Genomic DNA, 21,677 nt, shown 5'->3' with positions numbered 1-21,677 from the left:
CCCCCCCATTTTCAATACACAACTATTATGGTTAATATATCTAAATAAGGTACATATACCTCGCATTTATCCAACCAGCATCAGAAAGGGGATAGACTAAACAGTGAAGCCTGTCGTACAACGGCGTACTCGCAAACCAGTCATGATTATAATCATCGGACTCGTCCTCGTTGCCGCAATCGCCGTACTCATCTGGTCCATATTCTTCTCTAAAAGCGGAACCTTCTATCAACAAGGAATCCTCCGCGCGTTACACTCATCCTATCAATCAAAATTCATAATCGTATCCGAGGAAGGCACTAATGAGGATGGCTTCCAGGTATTAAAGGCTGCACCAGCCAATGACCGGAGTCTTGTCTTTACGGTAACCCGTTCAAACGGCACCATTACTGGCGGCCTCCCCTTATGGAGACAGCTTAACGACGATTATAAAGAAGTCGCACAAATGAAGTACTACCCGCGCCTGGTCAAGAAACACTTCGGCATAGATATACAAGATGTGCCCCTGTCGATTTATCGGGGAAGTGATTCCTCCAAAGAGCCGGCTGATGGAAATTACATAGAAGTGAACCCAACATATCTGGATAGCATCGCATCTAAAGCGAAAGATTTCTTTCAGGAGGCGGAAAGTCATCGCTTAAATAAACTTTTCTTTCAATTCAAGGACGACCTGGACCTTCCGCTATCGGACGCTCCCGCACAGCAGCGGTTTGAATTGCTTGGATTTGAGTATGAAGTAGGAGAACACTGGGGCAAGGGCTTTCGCGCTCTGACCGAGGAGGAACTCAAAGAGCAATTGGTGAAGCAGATGGGAGCAAAGCTTGCCGATCGTGTGGTGTACGCTTTTGAAAAAGAGAACCCGGACTGGCAAAGAACATTCGATCTTGAATTCCCGGGGAATGACCTGACAAGCTTTGAAGGTTATGTAGTGAGCCATACGATAACAGCAGAACAAAGAGAAGAAGCCCTTGCGGAGATCTATGAGGCCTATACCAAGGTGCTTCCCTTTGTCCAACAGCTGAGCAAGCTTCAAATGACGGCCATTCACCTGCAATACAAGACCAATCTAGAGACCGAGTCCGTAACCTTACAGAAGGCAGATTGGGGTTCCGTGAATAGCTTAGCTGCCATGAAGGAACGGTTCAATCATTCGCTCATTACAGATAACCCCCGCTGATGGGTGTTGTATTGTGGCATTGATATCAATAATCTTTTGAACTATAATTTGCATGACACAAAATTCCAAGGATACATTGTATTAACTTTGGTCAGGCTTTAACTCTAATTTAGATTGGAGCTCAGGAATATGACGTTAATATTACCTTTTATTCATCCCAACAAAGACAATTACTTACTGGATCAGGTGAATTGTCTGGAGAAGACTTGGACCATTGTGGCAGAGGGGAAACGAAGCTATTTTTCAAACTATTATCTGATTCTTCAGAAGTGCTTTGAGTTATACCATAGCTCAAATATGAAAGATGGTTTTCTCCACTATTGCAGGAATACCGAGGATGTTATGAATCTTCTTGGTTTTAAGGTACATTATTTCCCCATTGATAAAGATATCCATGAAACCATCAGGCAGCAGATTGATCTCCAGAGACCGGTTCTTGTTTGCGGTAATCTGAAAGCGCTCTACTATAGTCACCATTACAAGGTATCCGATTGGATGCATCTGTTCTTAATTAAAGGATATAATGCCCAAACAGAGGTCTATTATATTATGGACAGTGCCCAGAAGAAAAATGAGGGCTATAAATATGATGAATTTGTGATCACTGCGGATATGATAGAAAGTTTGGCGACATCCTCTTTGAATACATATGCAGTGAATTGCTTTCTTTCCATTGAAAGCTTGCCTGTAGAACCGCTGGAATCAGAATTACTGATAACTTGTATTCAAGAAATTTTGAAGGCACCGACCTATAATGAGATTCTGGCCATGGAACAGTTTCAAGAAATCAATAGCGGAAGCAGTACGAAACACATTGGCCCGAAGCTACTGGGTATGATCAAATCAAAGGACGTACTGTATACAGAATTGGTACTGCAATTCAGGCGTTTCTTCGGCAATACTCCGTTAACAGACCAAATAGAGGAAGCTGCAGAGCAGCTGATAAAGGAATGGAGGGCAGTTATCACCGATTATTTGAAAAGTAGAACGGTAGGCAACGGCTCCTTTGATGTACAAGCGAACTCACGAACCGCCATACAGTTAGAACATTCCCTAAGATCCTGTTTAGAAGATGGTTTGGATGTGCTTCATCCATTACGGGAGACCCAGCAGAAAGAGCTAACTGAAATGAGTTGGACAGCAGAAAATAATGAGGCGGGTATCATAAAGCTTGACGAAGAGAGGGTGAAGTTTTGCTTTCAAACTGACCATGAATATGATTATTCCAACTCCCCCAAATACATATATCCTTTAAAGCCTAACCATAAATTTATATATAATGTACAGATTTCGGTTACGCAGGAACCTAAAGTGTCTGCCTATCAGGCAGGGATTGTCTTTAGAACAAAGCATGGTGAGACCTACCTTTGGGGCCTTTTTAACAATGAAAAAGTCGTATTATCCAAATCTATTGATCCGCTATTCAGTTATGATATCAACCGAAAGGTTGTGAGGTTACAGGTGAGGCTTGAGGACAACGGGGAATATGTTTTTTCTGTTGCCGAACAGGATGCATCCCTTGTTGAAGTTTACAGAACAACGATGTTAGCGGAGCTTAGTGTGATCGGGGTCGGTTTTAGGAATTGGTATTCTGTATCTTCGTTGCAGCTGGATTTCAAATCACATATCGAATGTTCAGAGTGACACAGAAAAGACACCTCCTACAAGGTGTCTTTTTACTCAGCGCTTCGTTTGATTAGGACTTTTATTAGCTATGATAGGCAGCATTTTCTGATCCTTCTCCATAAGGGAATTGCATTGGCCACAGACCGGCTGATTTTAAAAAACGAAGTTATCTCTTATCCATCCGTTGCACTTTTCATTGGTACATGACCATATCGTTGTCATTTCCTCTGGAAGATCCACCAGCAGTCTTTTCCGTGAATAGTACAAGCAGCGACCCCTTTTCTCTTCTGGAATAATGAGCAATAAAAAGCCCCAACACTAGGGTTGGGGCTTTCTAGCAGCAGCTTTACAGTTTAACAACATTCTCGGCCTGTGGACCGCGGTTGCCTTGTACTACATTAAATTCAACGCGTTGACCTTCGTCCAGCGATTTGTAGCCGTCGCCAACAATTGCACTGAAGTGCACGAATACATCGTTTCCGCCTTCAACCTCGATAAACCCAAAGCCTTTGTCTGCATTAAACCACTTTACTGTTCCTTGTTCCATGATCAATTACCTCCATATTTTTCATTTTACATGATCTTCAAATTCCAAAAAAAATCACATATTGTACAAGGTTAGATAATCAAAATCTTAACCCTCTACAATATGTGATCTCAGGTCGAAATTCTAATAAGCTAACTATAGCACATCTGGAACCGGTTTACAACTTCACTTTATTTCCACCTGATTCTCTTCCAGCATTGCTGGTTCACAACCTTTATATCACTCTATTCGCGGTTTTGGGACGGCCCCGATTCCGGTGCCTGCGGATTAGATTTCTTCCCGCCGTTTCTCTGCCTGACGCCTGATATAATCATTCCAACGAAGGCCCAGCCCACGAACACAAGCTGCATGACCCACGGGCTGTCCATCATCACCTTGGAATGCCAGGGAAAATGCATGCTTCTTATCCCCCTATTCCTTTTCTTCTATTAGATGTAACGGCTTGCCATACATCCCCGTCCGGGTAATGGTAACGGAGCTATTGACCGAAATTTCCGCCTCCGGATAAGCATCGACCCACCGGTCCTTAAGCTTCCTCCACTCCTTGGGGTTATGGCGGGAAATTTCCTGGCCTACTCCAAAGATATCCGCCTTCAGCAGACTTTGGGATATTCCAGAAACTTTACGTATGCTACCCTCAATACTATTGCTGAGAGCTTCTTCGACCTGTACAATATTTTTGGGATCGCTAAGATCCAGCTCCGTATTATTCTCGTGAACCGGTCCGCTGGTCTTCACAGAAATATCCACCTGTATCTTTCCGTCCCGGATACGCGTCTTGATCTTTTTGCCTGTCTTGTCGAGCTCCATGACTACATTCCCTTTGCCCGGGATGTCCCCCGTAATGCTGACCCGCTTGTTCTCGTTCAGCACCCACAGCAACCCCCGGGTCTGCTCCATATCCAGATATCCAGCCAGCTTATAATCTTTAATAACGGCCGAGCCGGCCAGGCGGAAGGTCATCATCTTGCTGTCTTCACCTTTGCCGCTGCTGACTCCTGCGCCTGCAGTTCCCTCTACTAGTTCCAGTGCGCCTACGGTCGGAACGATTTCATCTCCGGACATGGCCGTAAATAATTCCCGCAGCGTCGTTGTAATTTCAGCATTGATTTCCTGCAGCGAACGGACCGCCCTTGTCGGAACCTTCTCAAAGGGAACAGGCTGCAGCAAAAGCTCGGCCGCCCGGGCATTCTTTGCGATCAACAGATAGGTCTGCAATCTGCTGTCCGGATCGCGGCTGAAATGATCCAACGTATCCTTCAAGCCGTTCCTGGCCAGCGCTTCCCCAATAAGCAGCACCTTCCGGTGTTCAATGAAAAGCTTGCGGGAGAGCTTCCGCTGCAGCTCGTCCATCGCGTCGTGTACATTCTTCCCGACGGCGGATACAACGGTAAATCCTCTGGCTCCCGCTCCGGACTGTGTCGAACCTCCCTCGGTTTGAACGCTGGTGGGCACGGCGATTTGCGAGGAGGCCATGATATTTCCTTCTTCCGTGTAGTCCAGGGCTGTGGCCATAACTACAGCAAGCTGGTCAATGCTGCGGCTGTCCCAGCATCCCGTGAGGCCAGTGCTGAGCATAGCCAGAATAATCAGCCCCCATGTAAACCTTGGCTTCATGATTTCCCCCCCGGATTCTTAGGTGGTTTCGGCATCTGACCAGCCGGAATCCGGACCGGGTTTTTGCTCCCGGGCTGGGTTGGCCTTCTGCGCATGCTCCACCAGGGAACACGAATCCATACATCTTTCAGATTGGATACCGTCAGCGGAGCGACAGGCGAGAAATACGGAACGCCGAACGACCGCAATCCGCACACATGGAGCAATATAAACAGGACACCCAGCGTCAGCCCGTAAAGACCTGCAGTCCCAGCGGCAAAAATTAAGGGAAACCTCAGGAACCGCACGGCCAGGCCAGCGCTGTAATCCGGGATGGTGAAGGAAGCAATGCCTGTTATGGAGACGACAATTACTAGCGGTGCAGACACTATTCCTGCCTGAACTGCTGCCTGGCCTATAACCAATGCTCCTACAATACTCACAGCCTGTCCTACCTGTCTGGGAAGCCTGAGCCCTGCTTCACGGAGTCCTTCAAACGTAATCTCCATCAGAAGGACCTCTATAATGACTGGAAAAGGGACGCCTTCCCGAGCCGAAGCGATGCTGAGCAGCAGGGAAGTAGGAAGCATTTCCTGGTGAAAGGTAACGATGCTTACGTATAGGCCCGGCAAGAACATAGTGGCGGCAACCCCTAAATAACGAATCCAGCGAACGACTGTAGCCATCCAGAACCGTTCATAGTAATCTTCATTAACGCTTACTGAGTTCCAGAAGTTTGCCGGCATAACCAGCGCAAAGGGGGTGTTGTCCACAAGTACCGCTACCCTGCCTTCCAGTAGGTTAGCCGCAACGATATCGGGCCGCTCAGTGTTGTATATCGTCGGAAAAGGCGAGTAAGGTGCATCTTCAATCATTTCCTCAATATAACCGCTATCCATCACTCCGTCGATTGTAATGCGGTTTAGACGGTCGCGCACTTCCTGCACCAGCGACTCATGCACAATGCCGTCAATGTAGGTAAGGACAACGGAGGTATGGGAGATGTCGCCGATATTGAGCGATTCCATTTTGAGCCGGGGCGTACGCAGTCTTTTGCGAAGCATGGCGGTTCCGGTCCGGATATTTTCATTGAAGCCCTCCCTGGGACCCCGGATAACCGTCTGCGTCTCGGGTTCCTCAATGGCACGCATGGTCCAGCCTTTGACATCCACAAGAGTTACATCGGTCTTTCCCTCAACAAAGATCGCCGCTTCGCCGTAAAGCACCGCTTCGGTCACTTTTTTAAAGTCTCCAGTGTTTTTTACCTGCGACGCCGGAATCCTTTCCTGTGCAAACTCCCCGGAACCGCCTTCACCTTTAGGGGGCGCGTCATACATAGGCGGTTTTAATATAATCTCATCCACAAGCTGATGGTTGACCAATCCATCTATGCAGATCAGTAAGGCCTGAATCTCCCCGTTGATATGAAAGGGACGGAGAATGAAATCCGAGCATTTTTCAAAGACGCGCTTAATGTTTTTTTCATTTTCTTTCAAATCGCAGCTTACTTCCGAAGGTACATCCGAAAGGGTAAACGGCAGCCGGTCCTGCTTTTTTTGGGGGGGAGTGCTCTTCCTAATCTTTTGTCCAAACAGCATATATAGGCCTCCAAGGCTCCCGGAATTGAACTTCATCTAGAGATACTTTGTCATTAAAATAATGAAATTATGCGGATATATAATCCTCCCTTTCGGAATACTGGAAAATGCACCTGTTGATTTTCGCGAAGAATGGGGATTGGCATGCAGAGAATATCGAAGTATCAGCTATTTACACTAATGATGTTATTTCAGATCGGCACTACCATCATTTTCGGGTTCGGGTCCGGCGCCGGCAGAGATGCATGGATTTCCGTTCTCCTCTCTGCAGGAGTCGGAATAGTAATAACAGGAGTCTATGCTGTACTGCTGGTCATGCATCCAGGCCTCACCCTGGTGGAATGGTTCCCGAAACAGTTCGGTAAATGGCCCGGATCGTTCCTCGGTTGGCTGTATCCGCTCCTTTTTATATACAATACCGCGAGAGGTCTGGCCGATATAAGTTTCTTAATCCCGGATACCCTGCTGCCGCAGACTCCTCCGCTGTTCTCTGTTGGTTTATTAGTACTGCTCCTGATCTATGGCTTGTATAAGGGGATTGAGGTCCTTGGACGCCTGGCCGGTCTTTTGCTTCCTTTTATCCTTCTCCTGTTTATGCTTGAAATTGTATTTCTGCTGGTGTCAGGGACCATTAATTTAAGGGAATTGCTACCGATTGCAGGTAAGGGATGGACTCCTATCCTGGAAGCGGTCTGGCCTGCGGGAATTACTCAATCGTTCGGGGAGATGAGTGTGATGACTATACTTTGGCCGTTGGCCAAAAGCCGAAAGGGTGCGATCCAGACCGCCTTGCTCTCCACCCTCGGAACCGGGCTATTCATTGCCGCAACCGATATTCTCGCCCTGGCCGTCATAGGTGAGCCGATATTTAAGCGCGCGTATTACCCTATGTACATCCTTCTTCGCCAGATTGAAGTGGGTGAACTGCTCGACAACCTGGATGTGCTGGCAGTGCTATACTTTGTGATTACCGTTTTTTTCAAAACCGTCCTTTATTTATTTGCAGCCATCCGGTCGATCCAATTGCTCGCCAACCTTCCATCCGTCCGCCCCCTTGTCATTCCTGTCTGCCTGGTTGCCCTGTTTATGGGCATGACGATGACGGATAACCTTATGGAACATATTATGGGGGTCCATATGGCCATACTTTCACCTTATTTCTGGATTCCGCTTCAGTATGTTTTGCCTATGCTGCCGCTCCTTACCGCAATAGTGCGAAAATTCGTTTTTAAGAGGCAATGGTAGCAATGTAGTGATCATCCAATAAACAAAAGAGCCTACCTCCTGGTAGACCCCTCACTATCAAATCATGATTCCCATTCAGAATTAAAATGACTTTGTACCAGATAGGCGTAAAGCGGGATAGTATCCTAACCAGAAACACTTTGCTGTGTACATTTTTTAAGTTACTTTTACTCAAAAACAAATTTTACTCGTGGATCTCCACACCACTTTTCTCTAATTTGATCACAGTAAACATCGGTATTACTATCAATAATATCTTTATAAGTGCTTGCTAATTGAGGGTAATTAGTACCGATAAATTTTTCTAGAGTGAATCTGGTCCTTTTCCCCAATCTAACTTTATCTAAAAATACGGGTATGTCCTTATCCAGAGCATGAATCATTAAATCCACGTCTGTTATTCCGGGTAAAATTGGTGTAATAAATACCCAAACCTGAATTCCCATTCGATGCAACTCATTTGCTGTCTGTATATTACTCATCAGTGTATAATTATCAATCTTTTTCAACTGCTCCAGGTTAGATAAACCTAATAGCAGAGTGAACTTATCCCCCATAGTTTTGACAACATCGATATCTCTATACATTAATTTTGACCCGGCTTTAGTTGTTACCATACACTTCACATTTAACTTACTTAGTTCAATTAGACATTTCCTGGTTAATTGATACTTTCGGTCAATCTCCATGTACGGATCACACTTACTTCCCAGATATACTGTATCTTCTTTATTCCAGTGCATTAATTCTTCATATAAAATATCTGCAATATTAAGTTTGATATTTAGGTTTTTATTCCAGTTCTCATCTTCAAGTTGAAAACAATAGGGGCACCCGATTGTACATCCATCGTACGGATCAATAATTGGTAACGTTGCACCGTCAGGCGGATATTCATATGTCATTGCATGACTAACATGGATTTCTTTTAGCATTTCCAGTCATCTCCATTCGTCCGTTTATAGAACGATGTTATATGAATCCCGGAATAAAATATAGACTTATAATACCCAGTCTGTTATGATGTTGAATGAGGTCTTGAAAAAATTACACACTCAAACCCTGAGATCATAATCTCAGGGTTTTATTATTTGGTTTTGAGTTCATTCCGCCTGAGGCGGATCTGTAAATCCACAATTCCCGCTAGATTTCTCATAGAAGGTTCTACTAGTGACCGCATAGTTTTTAAGTTATACCCTCTTATTAATGGAAGTAAATGGGTGGGTTTGAAATGAAAAAATATGAGCTTCTCGGATGGAAGATGTTTTGGAGACGTATGTCTTGCCCTACGATTTTGAAATCCCTCTGATCTGTATGGACGAACAGCCGATTCAGCTTCCGGAGGATTCTCGTCCTTCCGAACCGATGAAGCCGGGGCAAGTACAGCGTGAAGATTACGAATACGTGAAGAAGCAATACCGATCCCGATGCCGCCAATCACCCCGTAATATAGGTATAATTCATTTAGCGTATCTGCTTGACACTGTCCGAAGGTAACGCCACATAAGCTTCTACGAGGTAGTCACGGATTTGATATCACCTGGGCAGCGCCCCGTAACCGGCTCTACGCCCCAGGCTGTTTTATGCCCTACTCGCCCTTATAAGCTTTATGCAATACTGCAAGATCGAATTTCTTCATCTGCAGAAAAGCCTCCGTAACACGTGCAATTTGCTCCGGTGTTCCCTTCTCCAGCATTTCGTCCATTTCTGCAGGAACAATCTGCCACGATACACCAAACTTATCCGTTAGCCAGCCGCATTGTTCAGCTTCGGGAACTGCAGAGAGCTTCTCCCAGTAGTGATCAATCTCCTCCTGTGAATCGCATTTCACCATAAAGGAGATCGCTTCATTGAAATTAAATTTATGATCGTGTGCGCTGTCCATTGCGGTGAACCACTGCTTCTCCAGCATGAAGTCAGAGAACATAATAGTTCCTTCCTCGTCAGGCTCTGAGCCTTTAGGGTAGCGGGCAATCGTTCCCTGCCGCGAGTTGTCAAATACGGATAAATAGAAAGACATCGCTTCTTCCGCCCTTCCACACTTATCACCGACAAACATTAACGACGGTATAATAGCCGGCCGCTCCTCGCCTTCCGGATTGGTAAGGATCAGCTGCCAGGACACGCCATATTTATCCTGAATCCAGCCGTACCGCTCACTGAACGGATACCTATCAAGCGGCATTAGCGCTTGGCCACCCTCAGATAATTTGTTCCAGACCTCATCTATTTTCTGTGCTGCGTCCTTATCGCGTGACGGATCAAAATTAACGAAGAAAGACACTGAAGGATTTAATTTAAAATACGGCCCGGCACTGATAGCCATAAACTGCTGTCCCCATAGTTCAAAAGAAACCTGATCACAGTCGCCTGACGGTGTGCCATGAAGTGTAGTAACACTCGTAACCTTGGATTCCGGAAACACAGAGACGTAAAAATCAGCTGCTTCTACCGCTTCTTTGTCATACCAGATATGGGGTACGATTGTCTGATTCGCGTTTGTCACAAGTCAATCCTCCTCAGCTGCCGATTCCTTCGGAAACAGCAGACCATATTGTGGGCGGAGCCGAAACCTGAACCGGAATATACACTATCCCTGCCGCTGTTCTCCCGGAACATTCACTTGAAAAGTAACCCCGAACTTGTCCTTAACAATCCCATAGAGTGGACTCCAATCCGTCTTCTGCAGAGGCAATGGATGCTCCGGATCTTCCGGCAAATCCCCGAACGTCATGATCCCGACATTATTCTCCATCCCCTTTGGAATAAGTTGGACAATCAGCTTTATTATACACAAATTTTGAAGAAAATAAAACGGTTTTTACGAACATATGATCTATTTTTTTCAATGAAAGCTGCTTATAAATTATCATCAGGGCTTTTGGCTTTTCACTAATGACCTTATGCCTGCATGGATTCTGCTAACCCCAAATGGTGTACACTCAGGATAGCACCTCACTTAATCAAGGTGTTCTTATTCATCCATGTGTCCTAAATATTCGCTATATAACTCCGTCATCCCATCTCCAAAACCCCAGCCAATCTTCTGACTGCTCCACGTCAGTTCGTCGCAGGTATCTACAAACTCTTCTTCTAATTGATTGTCCACAATATACTTTAAAGCTTGTTCAAATATACTCGAAATAGTACGATAGAATTTTTCATCTATGTCTCCAAATGAAAGCGTAAAATCCACTCCACATTCCACTGTAAAAATCATTAGCTCTGCAATCTGTTCCTTATTTGTTGAAACATTACTAAAGTCCATTATTGCTTGCTTCACAATTGGGTATCGCAGAATCTCCCCCTTGTGGTTGCTAAATTCCTTCTCAATAATTTTCTTGTACTTGTCTAAGACTTCCTCTTGATCTGGAAATAACACCGAATAATAATGCTCTTGAATAATTGGATATTTTATGGCCAAATTTAAGATCTCAGACTGAAGCTCTTCTCTCGTAAGATTGTTCAAATGTTTTTTAATAGTCGAGTTTCTTAATTTCAGCATTATTTTGATCTCCTTAATCCAGTTATAATTTCCCGTATTTTTACTCAACAGCTTACAAGGTATAATATAATTAAAACACGAGGGCTTATAAATGAACAATATCGAGGATAAATATAACGCGGCTCTGGCTCATATTGAAGAACTCAAGCTAGAGGTCACCCGGTTGAGAGGTCTGCTGGGGCTTTTGGATAATGACAATATAACAAGCACTAATGAACAATTAATTTCTAATCCCACCTCCCCGCAAAAAGAAAACAAAGCGATAACCGTTGCAGAATCCATTGTCCACCAGTACTCTACCGTAGAGGATAAGCTCACCCTGTATAAAAGTTATTTTCGCGGACGAGACGATGTCTATCCGATTCGCTGGAGCAACAAGCAAGGCAAATCCGGATACTCGCCCGCTTGTGCTAAAGAATGGACTTCCGTTTGCGAGAAGCCTAGGGTGAAATGCTCCGTTTGCAAACACCAGAACTTCCTGCCCCTTACGAACGAAGTGCTGTCAGCCCATTTAGATGCACGGCAAGACCGGACGATTGGTATCTATCCCATGCTTCCGGATGAGACCTGCTGGTTTTTGGCCATGGATTTTGACAAACACGATTGGAAGCAGGATGTTACAGCCGTGATGGAGCTATGTAAAATCCATGAAATTCCCGCACTCTTAGAGCGCTCGCGTTCCGGCAATGGGGGGCATATCTGGATTTTCTTCAGTCAGAATATTGAGGCGGCTACAGCCAGAAGATTTGGAATGACTCTGCTGAGTCTTACCATGAACAACAGATATCAGATCGGCATGGAGTCTTATGACCGCCTGTTTCCCAATCAGGATACGCTACCCAAAGGCGGATTCGGCAACCTCATTGCCCTCCCTCTTCAAGGTGGGCCGCGTAAACAGGGAAACAGTGTCTTTGTTGACGAGCGCTTTGAGCCATATGCTGATCAATGGGGTATATTATCCGAACTTGGCAAAATGGGCGAAGACCAAGTCAAGCAATTTATATACAAGCACGGGGAGCGTGGACTTTTTAGCAATGACAGAATTACTTCGGGATCAGACCACGACGCAGATGGATTAATCTTGTTACAAGAGAACCCTACTCAGATAGTAGAGACTCTGGAACCCTTGCCTGCTGAAATACAGATTCTGCAATCGGATCGCCTTTATATCCTCAAGTCTGGTCTTCCCTCAAATGCAATTCATGCTCTGATCAAAATAGCTTCCTTTTCCAACCCTGATTTTTATAAAGCACAAGCGATGCGGCTCTCCACCTATGGTAAACCCCGGGTAATCTCATGCGCCGAGGATCTGGAGAATTATGTAGTTCTGCCAAGGGGATGCTTGCAGGATTTGTTGTCTTTTTTCGAGCATAATCAAGTCAAGGTATCGCTTAAGGATCAACGTTCGTCCGGAACCTCAATAGAAGTAGAGTTCACCGGTACACTAACCACTCTTCAGGATACAGCAGCCAGAGCGATTTTAAACCGGGACATAGGTGTTCTCTCGGCGGCAACTGCATTTGGTAAAACTGTCGTAGCAGCCAGCATTATCGCTTCAAGAAAGACAAACACCCTTATCTTGGTCCACCGCCGGGAACTTATGGAACAATGGCAGGAACGTTTGCATACCTTTCTCGAAGTCCCAAAAGAGGCAATCGGGTTGATCGGCGGCGGCAAAAATAAACGAACCAGCATCATCGACATTGCGGTCATTCAGAGCCTCAACTATAAAGGGAATGTTAAGCCCTTCGTAAGCGAATACGGCCAGGTCATTGTCGATGAGTGCCACCACCTATCTGCCTACAGCTTCGAACAGGTTCTGCGGGAAGTCAAAGCAAAGTATGTGTTTGGCTTAACGGCCACACCTAAACGGCAAGACGGACAGGAAGCCATTGTACGGTTCCAGCTTGGACCTGTGTTATTGAAGGTAGATGCCAAGACCTTAAGCAACTCCAGAGGATTTTCATTAAGGGTAGTTCCCCGTTATACGCACTTTCAGCTCAAGTCAGGGGAACAAATTTCAGGAATTCAGGATATCTATCAGCAGCTTGTTGACAATGAGGAACGTAACACGCTTATCTTTGATGATTTGCTCACGTGCTTGGATGAGGGCCGCTCTCCGCTGCTACTGGTTGAACGGATCGCACATGCTGAATATTTTGCAGAGAGATTACAGTCTTTTGCCAAAAACGTAATTGTGCTTAGGGGAAGAATGGGGAAAAAACAGAGAGAGGCTCTCCGTGCCCAAATCACCGCTATTCCAGATGACCAGGAGCGTGTAATTATCGCTACGGGTAAGTTAATCGGTGAAGGCTTCGATGATGCCAGAATGGACACCTTGTTCCTGGTCCATCCCATATCTTGGACAGGCACCTTACAGCAATATGCGGGGCGATTGCACCGAAGTCATGCGAATAAAGAAGAAGTTAAAATATATGATTATATTGATCTTCAGGTTCCAATGTTAATGGCGATGTTCAAGAAAAGAGTAAAAGGGTATCGGAAGATGGGATATAAGGGAGCAGAGTTGTAACAGAGCGTATACAAATAGGCTGGGGTGACCCCCTTTCTCCAAAAGGGTCTTAATATATCTTACTGGGAAAGGGTTTTTGAAACCGAGGTGTGGTTATGCAGAACCCCAACCCGGCCGGGACTGCTGCTGGAATTGTACGAGATAGCTGTTTAGTAAACATTAGTTTTCAAATGCATTTCTGCAGTGTCAATCACACATCCTGCTTGTTTCAAGAAGTTAAACCAGAGGATACCGTCGATTTCCATGCCATAAATCATGTTCCATATGGAGCCGAGGGGAGCCCTACTCCTGTCCGAAAGTAGCGCCACATAAGCTTCTACAAATGTAGTTTACTCAAAAACAAATTTCACTCGTTGATCAATACTCCACTTTTCTCGCATTTGATCACTATAAACATCGATATTATTATTAAGTATATCTTTATAAGTGCTAGCTAAATGAGGGTAGTTAGTATCAATATATTTTTCTATAGTAGGTCTATTATTCTTTCCTAATCTTACTTGATCTAAAAATACGGGTATGTCCTTATCTAGAGCATTAATCATTAAATCCACATCTGTTATTCCCGGTAAAATCGGAGTAATAAATGCCCAAACCTTAATTCCCATTCTGTGCAATTCATTTGCAGTCTGTATATTGCTCATCAGTGAATAGTTATCATTCCTCTTCAACTGTTCTAAGTTTGATAAACCTAAAAGCAGAGTGAATTTGTCTCCCATAGGTTTAATTATATCGATATCTCTATAGATCAGTTTTGATCCGGCTTTAGTTGTTACCATACACTTTACATTTAACTTACTTAATTCGATTAAACATTTCCTGGTTAATTGATATTTCCGGTCAATATTCATGTAAGGATCACACTTACTCCCCAAATATAATATATCTTCTTTATTCCAGTGAATTAATTCTTCGCATAAAATTTCTGCAATATTGAGTTTAACAATCAAGTTCTTATTCCAATTTTCATTTTCTAGTTGGAAACAATAGGGGCACCCGATTGTGCAACCATCATAAGGGTCAATAATCGGTAAGGTTGCTCCGTCTGGGGGATATTCGTAGGTCACTGCGCTATCAACATATATTTCCTTTAACATTATCATCCATCTCCATTCGCCCGTTTATAGGAAGATGGTACATGAATCCCAGAAAAAAATATAGACTTATAATACCCAGTCTGTTATGATGTTGAATAAGGTCTTGAGAAAAATATACATACAACCCCTGAGATTAAATAATCTCAAGGGGTTTATTTTTTTGTTTCGGTTGATTCTGAAATCCCCCTCCAAGTTAACCCCAAACATCTGCTTATCTACACCACCACATTGAACAATACATTTGCTGAAATGAAAAAAGACACCCTTCAAGGTGTCTTTAGATGATACTCCATATGGAGCCGAGGGGAGTCGAACCCCTGTCCGAAGGTAACGCCACATAAGCTTCTACGAGTGTAGTCACAGTTTTGATGTCACCCGAGTATCGCCCCGTAACCGGCTATACGTTGGGTCAGCCTGATTATCTTCTTCTGCTGACCCCAGGCGGAGACCAGACAGCGTATCCCACTACTTGTTAGCCCCTATCCCTGTCACATGGGCGATGCAGGGTAGAAGCACGCACACAGGTTATTAAGCTGCGAAAGCGTAGTTGTTGTTTTGTTTGCCGTTTAATAGGCTTTAGCGTTGATGAAGCGGACGCGTCCCCACTACTCGCTACCCATGCTCGAACTACCCCCGTCGAATCCAAGAACGGCCCCTCATTATAAAAGGGCGCTTCGGATCAGGCGGACCAGTCAAGCAAGTTGGTCCACAGCTTCTTGGTGAAGAAGCCATATCTGAAGCAGAAAGCTCACTAACAGAATTTATTATAACATATTCAGCAGAACTTTAACACGAAGGTTAAAGGAATTGCAGGTGGATCCTGGTACAGCAGGTAACAGTGTACGGCAGACACTTTACCAGTCTCGGCGGATACGTATAGTAGACCGTTTCAAGCTTGTAAAGTATCCTCCGATGTTATCCCGTCTTCACTGGATTACCTTGCAATCTTCTGCTTGTCGCGCAAAGCACGCTGGATATCGCGCTGAGCGTCGCGTTTGGCGGCGGAATCGCGCTTGTCGTATTCCTTCTTCCCTTTACCGAGGCCAATCAGCAGCTTGGCATACCCATTGCGCACATAAACCTTGAGCGGCACGATGGTAAAGCCCTCACGCTTGGACTGTCCCAGCAGCTTGTGAATCTGCTCTTTGTGCATCAGCAGCTTGCGCGTACGGGTCGGATCGGAAGGATTGGAGCGGTTGCCCTGCTCGAATGGACTGATGTGCATATTGTGCACAAAAATCTCACCGTTGCGGATCGTAGCAAAAGCGTCGCCGATGTTCGCGCGGCCGTTACGCAGCGATTTGATCTCCGTGCCCGTCAGAATCAGGCCGGCTTCATAGGTGTCCTCAATATAATAATCATGGGAAGCTTTTTTGTTCTGGGCGAGCACTTTCCCTTCGGCTTTTTTACCCATGACGACCACTCCTCGAATCATATTTCAATACCGGATGAATCCGTATCTCTAGGAGCAGACAAAGACAATTCATCCAAGTGTCAGATCTATATTGTATCAAAACAAAACGGGGTAAAGCAAGGCAGCTCTCCATCTGCCACATTGACGCCAATTTGACAACAGTATGTCAGGAAGTGAGAGAATTTCAGCCCGCACTCCATTAAATTATACCATTAAAGCATAACCAAAACCATTTTTCTCGGGGCCTATAGCAAGGTAATCGTTCGCTTGCTCGCTTATTACCCAGATAAAGCGTGTTTACACCGGGATGTTGTCTTCAGGTTACCTATTTATATAAGCTGATCCTATGAAATTATAATATTGGCCGTAACTGTGGGGAATGTTTAGACTTCCGGTCCGTGAAAAGGCGAACGCTATCGCTCTGATCAACTAAAAAGCGCGGCTCCCTCACAGGAAACCGCGCAGAATCGCTTGAAGACCACTGCAAGCTTCACCTTGCAGTGGCAGCCTATTATAGAAGCGGCTGGATCACCGCTTCTTCTTCTTGCGGCGTCCACCGCCGCCGCCTTCTCCACCGCCAGGCGTCACATCAGGGCTGATGAAGACGCCGCCCTTGCTCTTCTTGCGGCGGCCCTTGCCCTCCGGGCCGCCCGGTCCCTCGGAGCGGAAGCCGCCTCCGAGGTCCTCGCGGCTGCGGAACCGGGTGTTCGCGTCGACACCCGGCAGCTCGCTCCCGCCATGGGCGCCATAGCCGCCCTTGCCGGAGCCAAAGCCGAAGCTGATGCCGCGTCCCCCGGCACCGCTTCCGGCACTGCCGCCGCTGCGCTCACGCGGCGCATCCGCAGCCTCGCCGCCGTTCAGCGCGGCGAACGCTCTGCGCGCGGCCTCCGCCGGGCCGCGCCCCTGCTGCCCGCGGCCGCTGCCCGCGGCTGCAGGCGCTTCGCCGGCGCGCTGGGCAGCGCCGGGCTTGCCCTTGCCTGCGGCAGCAGCCACGCTGCCGCCACGGCCCTTGCCCGCCGCAGCTACGCCGCTGCCGGGCTTGCCTTTACCGCCGCGGCCCTTGCCTGCGGCGGCTTTGCCCTTAGGCGGCTTGCCGAAGCCGCCTGCGCCCGGTCGGCCGCCTTTGCCGCCGCGGCCGCCGCCGCCGTAGCTGCGGTGCTCGCCCGCCGCGCGCGGCTTCATGTCGACCAGCTCGAAGTCGATGGTGTGGTCGTCCATATTGACCTTGGCAACGCGGATCTTAACCTCGTCGCCGATACGGAACAGCTTCGAAGTGCGTTCGCCGATCAGCATCATATGGGCTTCGTCGAAGTGGTAATAATCGTCGGTCAAGGCGCTCAGCCGCACCAGACCCTCCACCGTATTCTCCAGCTCGATGAACATCCCGAAGCTGGTCACACTGCTGATCATGGCGTCGAATTCCTCGCCGACCTTGTCCTGCATATATTCCGCCTTCTTGAGCTGCTCGGTATCACGTTCCGCTTCAACCGCGACGCGCTCACGCTCAGAGGACTGCTGGGCAATGTCCGGCATCCGGCTCGCCAGATAATCATGGCGCTTCTGGTTCAGCGCCCCTCCGCTCTCCAGAACTTCCCGGATCACCCGGTGAATCACCAGATCGGGATAACGGCGGATCGGCGATGTGAAATGGCTGTAGTATTCGGCGGCCAAGCCAAAGTGGCCTGTACTCTCCGCATCATATTTAGCCTGCTTCATCGAACGCAGCATCATCGTACTGATAACCGTCTGCTCCTTGGTGCCCTGAATATCTTCCAGCAGGCTCTGTAGCGCACGCGGATGCACGGCGTTGCCGCGCCCCTTGATGTGGTAACCGAAATTGGCCGCAAAAGCCATGAAGTTCTGCAGCTTCTCCTGATCCGGGTCCTCGTGAATCCGGTACAGGAACGGTACCTTCAGCCAGTGGAAATGCTCCGCTACTGTCTCATTGGCAGCCAGCATGAACTCTTCAATGATCTGCTCGGCCACCGAACGCTCACGCTTGACGATATCGACAGCTTTACCGTTCTCGTCGACAATGATCTTGCTCTCTTCAAAATCAAAATCCACCGCTCCCCGGCGCATCCGCGCACCGCGCAGCTTCATCGCCAGCTCCTTCATCAGGTGGAAGTCGGGAATCAGCGGCTTATAACGCTCCAGCAGCTCCGGATCTTCGTCCTCCAGGATTTTGCGCACATTGGCATAGGTCATCCGCTCCTTGGTCCGGATCACACTGGTGAAGACATCATGCTTCACAACCTTCATGTGCTCGTTGAACTCCATCTCACAGGACAAGGTCAGCCGGTCCACCTGCGGGTTCAAGCTGCAGATCCCGTTAGACAGGCGATGCGGCAGCATCGGAATCACACGGTCCACCAGATAGACGCTGCAGCCGCGGGCATAAGCCTCTTTATCCAGCTCGGAGCCTTCACGCACGTAGTAGCCGACATCGGCGATATGCACACCCAGCTTGTAGTGACCGTTCTCCAGCCGCTCAACATTGACAGCGTCATCCAAGTCCTTGGCGTCAGCCCCGTCAATCGTCACGATATTCAGTCCGCGCAGATCGCGCCGGCCCTGCTGGATGATCTCCTCTTCGGTAATGGAGTCCGGTGCCGCTTCCGCTTCCTGCATCACTTCCGCCGGAAAAGCCTCAGGAAGCTGATGCTTGCGGATCACTGACAGAATATCAATACCCGGATCATCCTTATGTCCGAGAATCTCAATAATCTCCCCTTCGGCTGCCGCCCGTCCTTCCGGATAGTTGACGATGCGGACTACAACCTTTTCACCGTCAACGGCTCCCATAAAGGACTGCTTCGGCACAAAAATATCACGGTTAATCCGCTTGTCATCCGGCAGCACGAAGCCGTAGGTTTCAAAGCTCTGGAACACACCGACGGTCTGCAGCACGCCACGCTTGACGATCCGCACAACTTCCCCTTCCATCCGTCCGCCGGAAGGACTCTTAGAAGTAATCCGCACCAGTACAATGTCGCCGTTCATGGCTCCTTTGAGGTCATTGGCGTGAACGTATATATCGGGATGGTCCCGGTCGTCGGGAATCAGAAAAGCAAATCCCTTCGCATGGGCTTGCAGTCTCCCGCGCAGCATATCCATCCGTTCCGGCACCCCGTAGCGCCCGCCCCGGGTAAGCACAACCCGCCCGTCTTGCTCAAGCTCTCTCAGAAGCTCCTCGAAGGCCTTGAACGCCTCGCTGTCCTCTATTTCAAAATGACCGACCAACTCGTCATAAGTCAGCGGTTTATAAGCGGTTTCCCGCATAAAATCGAGTAATGTATCCTGTGTAATCAATCTCTTCACCTCGGCCCTTTCGCAGCCACTTCCGGCTGCCGGCAATGATATGTATTGCCTCGTCTTCTGTTGCTCCTCAAGCAAATATTACCTCTCTATACTCATACCCTAGTATACACGAAATCAATCCCTTGCATCCCTGCAAGTCAATAAACCGCCGCTAAAGCTCCTATCATGGCCCATATATAAAACAACCCCGCAAAGCGAAGCCGGGCCTAACAGCCAAGCCAAACACTTTGCAGGGGTCCTCAGCCATCAAAAAAGCCCCCACCCCATCCGGAATCGAATGAGGCGAAGGCTTAACAGCTACAATTAATCTACAAAAATGGCTACGACAATCGACATAATGAAGAAGCCAGCTGCAAGTCCAACCGTTACACGCTGCAGCACAAGCTCCATACCACGCGCCTTGGTCTTGCCAAAAAGATGCTCAGCACCGCCGGAGATGGCACCGGAGAGACCCGCGCTTTTCCCTTTCTGCAGAAGAACGACCGCAATCAGGCCTACGGCAAAAATAAGAAGCACAATTTTCAAAAAGATATCCATTCACTTCCACCTCCTACGTGCGAGCATCGCTATCTATACTAAAATAGAGTTCTCGTCTCATAAACAGCATTCTTAGTATATCACATACCTGCAAGGAGTACAATATTTCTTGCCTGTGGTTACACAAAAACACCCCGCAGCCATACGCATGGCTGCGGGGTGTCCGTTATCGGCTTACTTCTTATCTTTTGAGGTTGTAGAAGGATTTCAGGCCGTTGTATTGAGCCAGTTCACCCAGTTCGTCTTCGATGCGAAGCAATTGGTTGTACTTGGCAACACGGTCTGTACGGGAAGGAGCACCCGTTTTGATCTGGCCAGCGTTGGTAGCAACAGCGATGTCAGCGATGGTGCTGTCTTCGGACTCACCGGAACGGTGGGAGATAACAGCAGTGTAGCCGGCACGTTTAGCCATTTCGATAGCATCGAAAGTTTCAGTCAGTGTACCAATCTGGTTAACCTTAACCAGGATGGAGTTACCGATACCTTTTTCGATACCTGTAGCAAGACGCTCAGTGTTAGTAACGAACAGGTCGTCACCAACCAATTGAACTTTGTCGCCCAATTTTTCAGTGAGCAGCTTCCAGCCTTCCCAGTCGTCTTCGGACATACCGTCTTCGATGGTGATGATTGGGTACTTCTCAACCCAGGAAGCCAGCAGGTCAACATACTCAGCGGAAGTGTAGGATTTGCCTTCGCCAGCAAGTGTGTACTTGCCATCTTTGTAGAACTCAGTGGAAGCAACGTCCATACCCAGGAATACGTCAACGCCTGGTTTGTAACCGGCTTTTTCGATCGCTTCGATGATTGTAGTGATTGCTTCTTCGTTGGAACCAAGGTTAGGAGCGAAGCCGCCTTCGTCACCTACAGCTGTGTTCAGGCCTTTGGACTGCAGTACGGATTTCAGGTTGTGGAAGATTTCAGCACCTGTACGCAGAGCTTCTTTGAAGCTTGGAGCGCCTACTGGCAGAACCATGAACTCTTGAACGTCGATGTTGTTGTCGGCATGCTCACCACCGTTGATGATGTTCATCATTGGTACTGGCAGTGCTTTAGCGTTGAATCCGCCCAGGTATACGTACAAAGGAATATCCAGAGCTGCTGCAGCTGCGCGAGCTACTGCCATGGATACAGCCAGGATTGCGTTAGCGCCCAGCTTGCCTTTGTTAGGAGTTCCGTCCAGCGTGATCATCAGCTTGTCGATGCCCACTTGGTCAAGAGCGTCCATACCGATTACTTCTGGAGCGATGATTTCGTTTACGTTCTCAACAGCTTTCAGAACGCCTTTGCCCATGTAACGGGATTTGTCGCCGTCACGAAGCTCTACAGCTTCATGAGCGCCAGTGGAAGCACCGGAAGGAACGATAGCGCGGCCTTTAGCGCCGGATTCCAGGTAAACGTCAACCTCTACAGTAGGGTTACCGCGGGAGTCAAGGACTTCGCGTGCATACACATCAGAAATAATAGTCATGTAAGTTAATCTC

The 21,677-nt window shown here is 47.4% G+C and carries 18 protein-coding genes and 1 other RNA gene; 4 read left to right on the top strand and 15 right to left on the bottom strand.

Translation table 11 applies throughout. The features are described 5' to 3' along the window. Positions 1-103 precede the first annotated feature (103 nt). Together F1379_RS18085 and F1379_RS18080 are read left to right on the top strand one after the other, a co-directional pair. Positions 104-1,177, top strand: coding sequence for a hypothetical protein (locus tag F1379_RS18085; RefSeq protein ID WP_150272363.1), 1,074 nt, complete (start codon positions 104-106; stop codon positions 1,175-1,177). 129 nt (positions 1,178-1,306) lie between these two features. Then, complete coding sequence (locus F1379_RS18080) at positions 1,307-2,821, top strand: cysteine peptidase family C39 domain-containing protein (RefSeq protein ID WP_150272361.1); 1,515 nt, start codon at positions 1,307-1,309, stop codon at positions 2,819-2,821. Between the two features lie 135 nt (positions 2,822-2,956). Here the strand turns inward: F1379_RS18080 and F1379_RS30635 are convergent, their stop codons facing one another. From F1379_RS30635 to F1379_RS18060, 5 genes are all read right to left on the bottom strand, one after another. Then, a complete protein-coding gene (locus F1379_RS30635; RefSeq protein ID WP_338046519.1) occupies positions 2,957-3,070 on the bottom strand; it encodes a cold-inducible protein YdjO-related protein in 114 nt (37 codons plus the stop codon). Between the two features lie 79 nt (positions 3,071-3,149). Next, complete coding sequence (locus F1379_RS18070; protein WP_150272359.1) at positions 3,150-3,350, bottom strand: cold-shock protein; 201 nt, start codon at positions 3,348-3,350, stop codon at positions 3,150-3,152. 224 nt (positions 3,351-3,574) lie between these two features. Beyond that, the gene (locus F1379_RS29790) at positions 3,575-3,748 is read right to left on the bottom strand and encodes a hypothetical protein (protein WP_162551202.1); all 174 of its coding nucleotides are present in this window, start codon (positions 3,746-3,748) and stop codon (positions 3,575-3,577) included. Positions 3,749-3,761: 13 nt separating this feature from the next. Next, positions 3,762-4,967: a Ger(x)C family spore germination protein gene (locus tag F1379_RS18065; protein WP_150272357.1), complete on the bottom strand. Its 1,206-nt coding sequence runs from the start codon at positions 4,965-4,967 to the stop codon at positions 3,762-3,764. After that, positions 4,964-6,544: a spore germination protein gene (locus F1379_RS18060; RefSeq protein ID WP_150272355.1), complete on the bottom strand. Its 1,581-nt coding sequence runs from the start codon at positions 6,542-6,544 to the stop codon at positions 4,964-4,966. The genes F1379_RS18065 and F1379_RS18060 overlap by 4 nt, the downstream gene beginning before the upstream one ends. A gap of 144 nt (positions 6,545-6,688) precedes the next feature. Here F1379_RS18060 and F1379_RS18055 point away from each other — a divergent pair, with 144 nt between their 5' ends. Continuing rightward, entirely contained in the window at positions 6,689-7,789 is a 1,101-nt protein-coding gene (locus F1379_RS18055; RefSeq protein WP_162551201.1) for a GerAB/ArcD/ProY family transporter, read from the top strand. Between the two features lie 167 nt (positions 7,790-7,956). Here the strand turns inward: F1379_RS18055 and F1379_RS18050 are convergent, their stop codons facing one another. From F1379_RS18050 to F1379_RS18040, 4 genes are all read right to left on the bottom strand, one after another. Beyond that, on the bottom strand, positions 7,957-8,724 hold the full coding sequence (locus tag F1379_RS18050) for a radical SAM protein (protein ID WP_150272350.1): 768 nt from the start codon (positions 8,722-8,724) through the stop codon (positions 7,957-7,959). A gap of 653 nt (positions 8,725-9,377) precedes the next feature. Continuing rightward, positions 9,378-10,295 carry a VOC family protein gene (locus F1379_RS18045; RefSeq protein WP_150272348.1) on the bottom strand — a complete coding sequence of 306 codons (918 nt, stop codon included), beginning with the start codon at positions 10,293-10,295 and terminating at the stop codon, positions 9,378-9,380. Between the two features lie 84 nt (positions 10,296-10,379). After that, positions 10,380-10,544 carry a VOC family protein gene (locus F1379_RS29785; RefSeq protein WP_162551199.1) on the bottom strand — a complete coding sequence of 55 codons (165 nt, stop codon included), beginning with the start codon at positions 10,542-10,544 and terminating at the stop codon, positions 10,380-10,382. 219 nt (positions 10,545-10,763) lie between these two features. Continuing rightward, positions 10,764-11,294, bottom strand: a complete 531-nt coding sequence (locus F1379_RS18040) for a DUF6155 family protein (protein ID WP_150272347.1) — start codon at positions 11,292-11,294, stop codon at positions 10,764-10,766. Positions 11,295-11,385: 91 nt separating this feature from the next. On the opposite strand from F1379_RS18040, the gene F1379_RS18035 reads away from it, so the two are divergent. Further along, a complete protein-coding gene (locus tag F1379_RS18035) occupies positions 11,386-13,827 on the top strand; it encodes a TOTE conflict system archaeo-eukaryotic primase domain-containing protein (protein WP_150272345.1) in 2,442 nt (813 codons plus the stop codon). Positions 13,828-14,156: 329 nt separating this feature from the next. On the opposite strand, the gene F1379_RS18030 is transcribed toward F1379_RS18035, so the two are convergent. The 6 genes from F1379_RS18030 to eno form a co-directional block, all read right to left on the bottom strand. Next, positions 14,157-14,924: an SPL family radical SAM protein gene (locus F1379_RS18030; protein WP_162551200.1), complete on the bottom strand. Its 768-nt coding sequence runs from the start codon at positions 14,922-14,924 to the stop codon at positions 14,157-14,159. Positions 14,925-15,215: 291 nt separating this feature from the next. After that, positions 15,216-15,580, bottom strand: a transfer-messenger RNA (tmRNA) gene (gene ssrA, locus F1379_RS18025). 278 nt (positions 15,581-15,858) lie between these two features. Then, the gene (gene smpB / locus F1379_RS18020; RefSeq protein ID WP_150272340.1) at positions 15,859-16,338 is read right to left on the bottom strand and encodes an SsrA-binding protein SmpB; all 480 of its coding nucleotides are present in this window, start codon (positions 16,336-16,338) and stop codon (positions 15,859-15,861) included. 528 nt (positions 16,339-16,866) lie between these two features. Next, entirely contained in the window at positions 16,867-19,650 is a 2,784-nt protein-coding gene (gene rnr / locus F1379_RS18015; protein WP_150272571.1) for a ribonuclease R, read from the bottom strand. Positions 19,651-19,962: 312 nt separating this feature from the next. Further along, positions 19,963-20,196, bottom strand: a complete 234-nt coding sequence (gene secG / locus F1379_RS18010; RefSeq protein ID WP_150272338.1) for a preprotein translocase subunit SecG — start codon at positions 20,194-20,196, stop codon at positions 19,963-19,965. A 181-nt stretch (positions 20,197-20,377) separates the two neighbouring features. Beyond that, positions 20,378-21,664, bottom strand: coding sequence for a phosphopyruvate hydratase (gene eno, locus F1379_RS18005; RefSeq protein ID WP_068721706.1), 1,287 nt, complete (start codon positions 21,662-21,664; stop codon positions 20,378-20,380). Positions 21,665-21,677 lie beyond the last annotated feature (13 nt).

It is taken from the genome of Paenibacillus tepidiphilus (genome assembly GCF_008635795.1).
Classification (GTDB): Bacteria; Bacillota; Bacilli; order Paenibacillales; family Paenibacillaceae; genus Paenibacillus_AQ; species Paenibacillus_AQ tepidiphilus.
This window is presented reverse-complemented; position numbering and strand designations above follow the sequence as displayed.

Coding starts and splice junctions, on each gene's coding strand:
- F1379_RS18080 (WP_150272361.1), top strand. CDS start 1,307: ATGACGTTAATATTACCTTTTATTCATCCCAACAAAGACAATTACTTA.
- F1379_RS18070 (WP_150272359.1), bottom strand. CDS start 3,350: ATGGAACAAGGAACAGTAAAGTGGTTTAATGCAGACAAAGGCTTTGGG.
- F1379_RS29790 (WP_162551202.1), bottom strand. CDS start 3,748: ATGCATTTTCCCTGGCATTCCAAGGTGATGATGGACAGCCCGTGGGTC.
- F1379_RS18065 (WP_150272357.1), bottom strand. CDS start 4,967: ATGAAGCCAAGGTTTACATGGGGGCTGATTATTCTGGCTATGCTCAGC.
- F1379_RS18060 (WP_150272355.1), bottom strand. CDS start 6,544: ATGCTGTTTGGACAAAAGATTAGGAAGAGCACTCCCCCCCAAAAAAAG.
- F1379_RS18055 (WP_162551201.1), top strand. CDS start 6,689: ATGCAGAGAATATCGAAGTATCAGCTATTTACACTAATGATGTTATTT.
- F1379_RS18050 (WP_150272350.1), bottom strand. CDS start 8,724: ATGCTAAAAGAAATCCATGTTAGTCATGCAATGACATATGAATATCCG.
- F1379_RS29785 (WP_162551199.1), bottom strand. CDS start 10,544: ATGGAGAATAATGTCGGGATCATGACGTTCGGGGATTTGCCGGAAGAT.
- F1379_RS18040 (WP_150272347.1), bottom strand. CDS start 11,294: ATGCTGAAATTAAGAAACTCGACTATTAAAAAACATTTGAACAATCTT.
- F1379_RS18035 (WP_150272345.1), top strand. CDS start 11,386: ATGAACAATATCGAGGATAAATATAACGCGGCTCTGGCTCATATTGAA.
- F1379_RS18030 (WP_162551200.1), bottom strand. CDS start 14,924: ATGTTAAAGGAAATATATGTTGATAGCGCAGTGACCTACGAATATCCC.
- smpB (WP_150272340.1), bottom strand. CDS start 16,338: ATGGGTAAAAAAGCCGAAGGGAAAGTGCTCGCCCAGAACAAAAAAGCT.
- secG (WP_150272338.1), bottom strand. CDS start 20,196: ATGGATATCTTTTTGAAAATTGTGCTTCTTATTTTTGCCGTAGGCCTG.
- eno (WP_068721706.1), bottom strand. CDS start 21,664: ATGACTATTATTTCTGATGTGTATGCACGCGAAGTCCTTGACTCCCGC.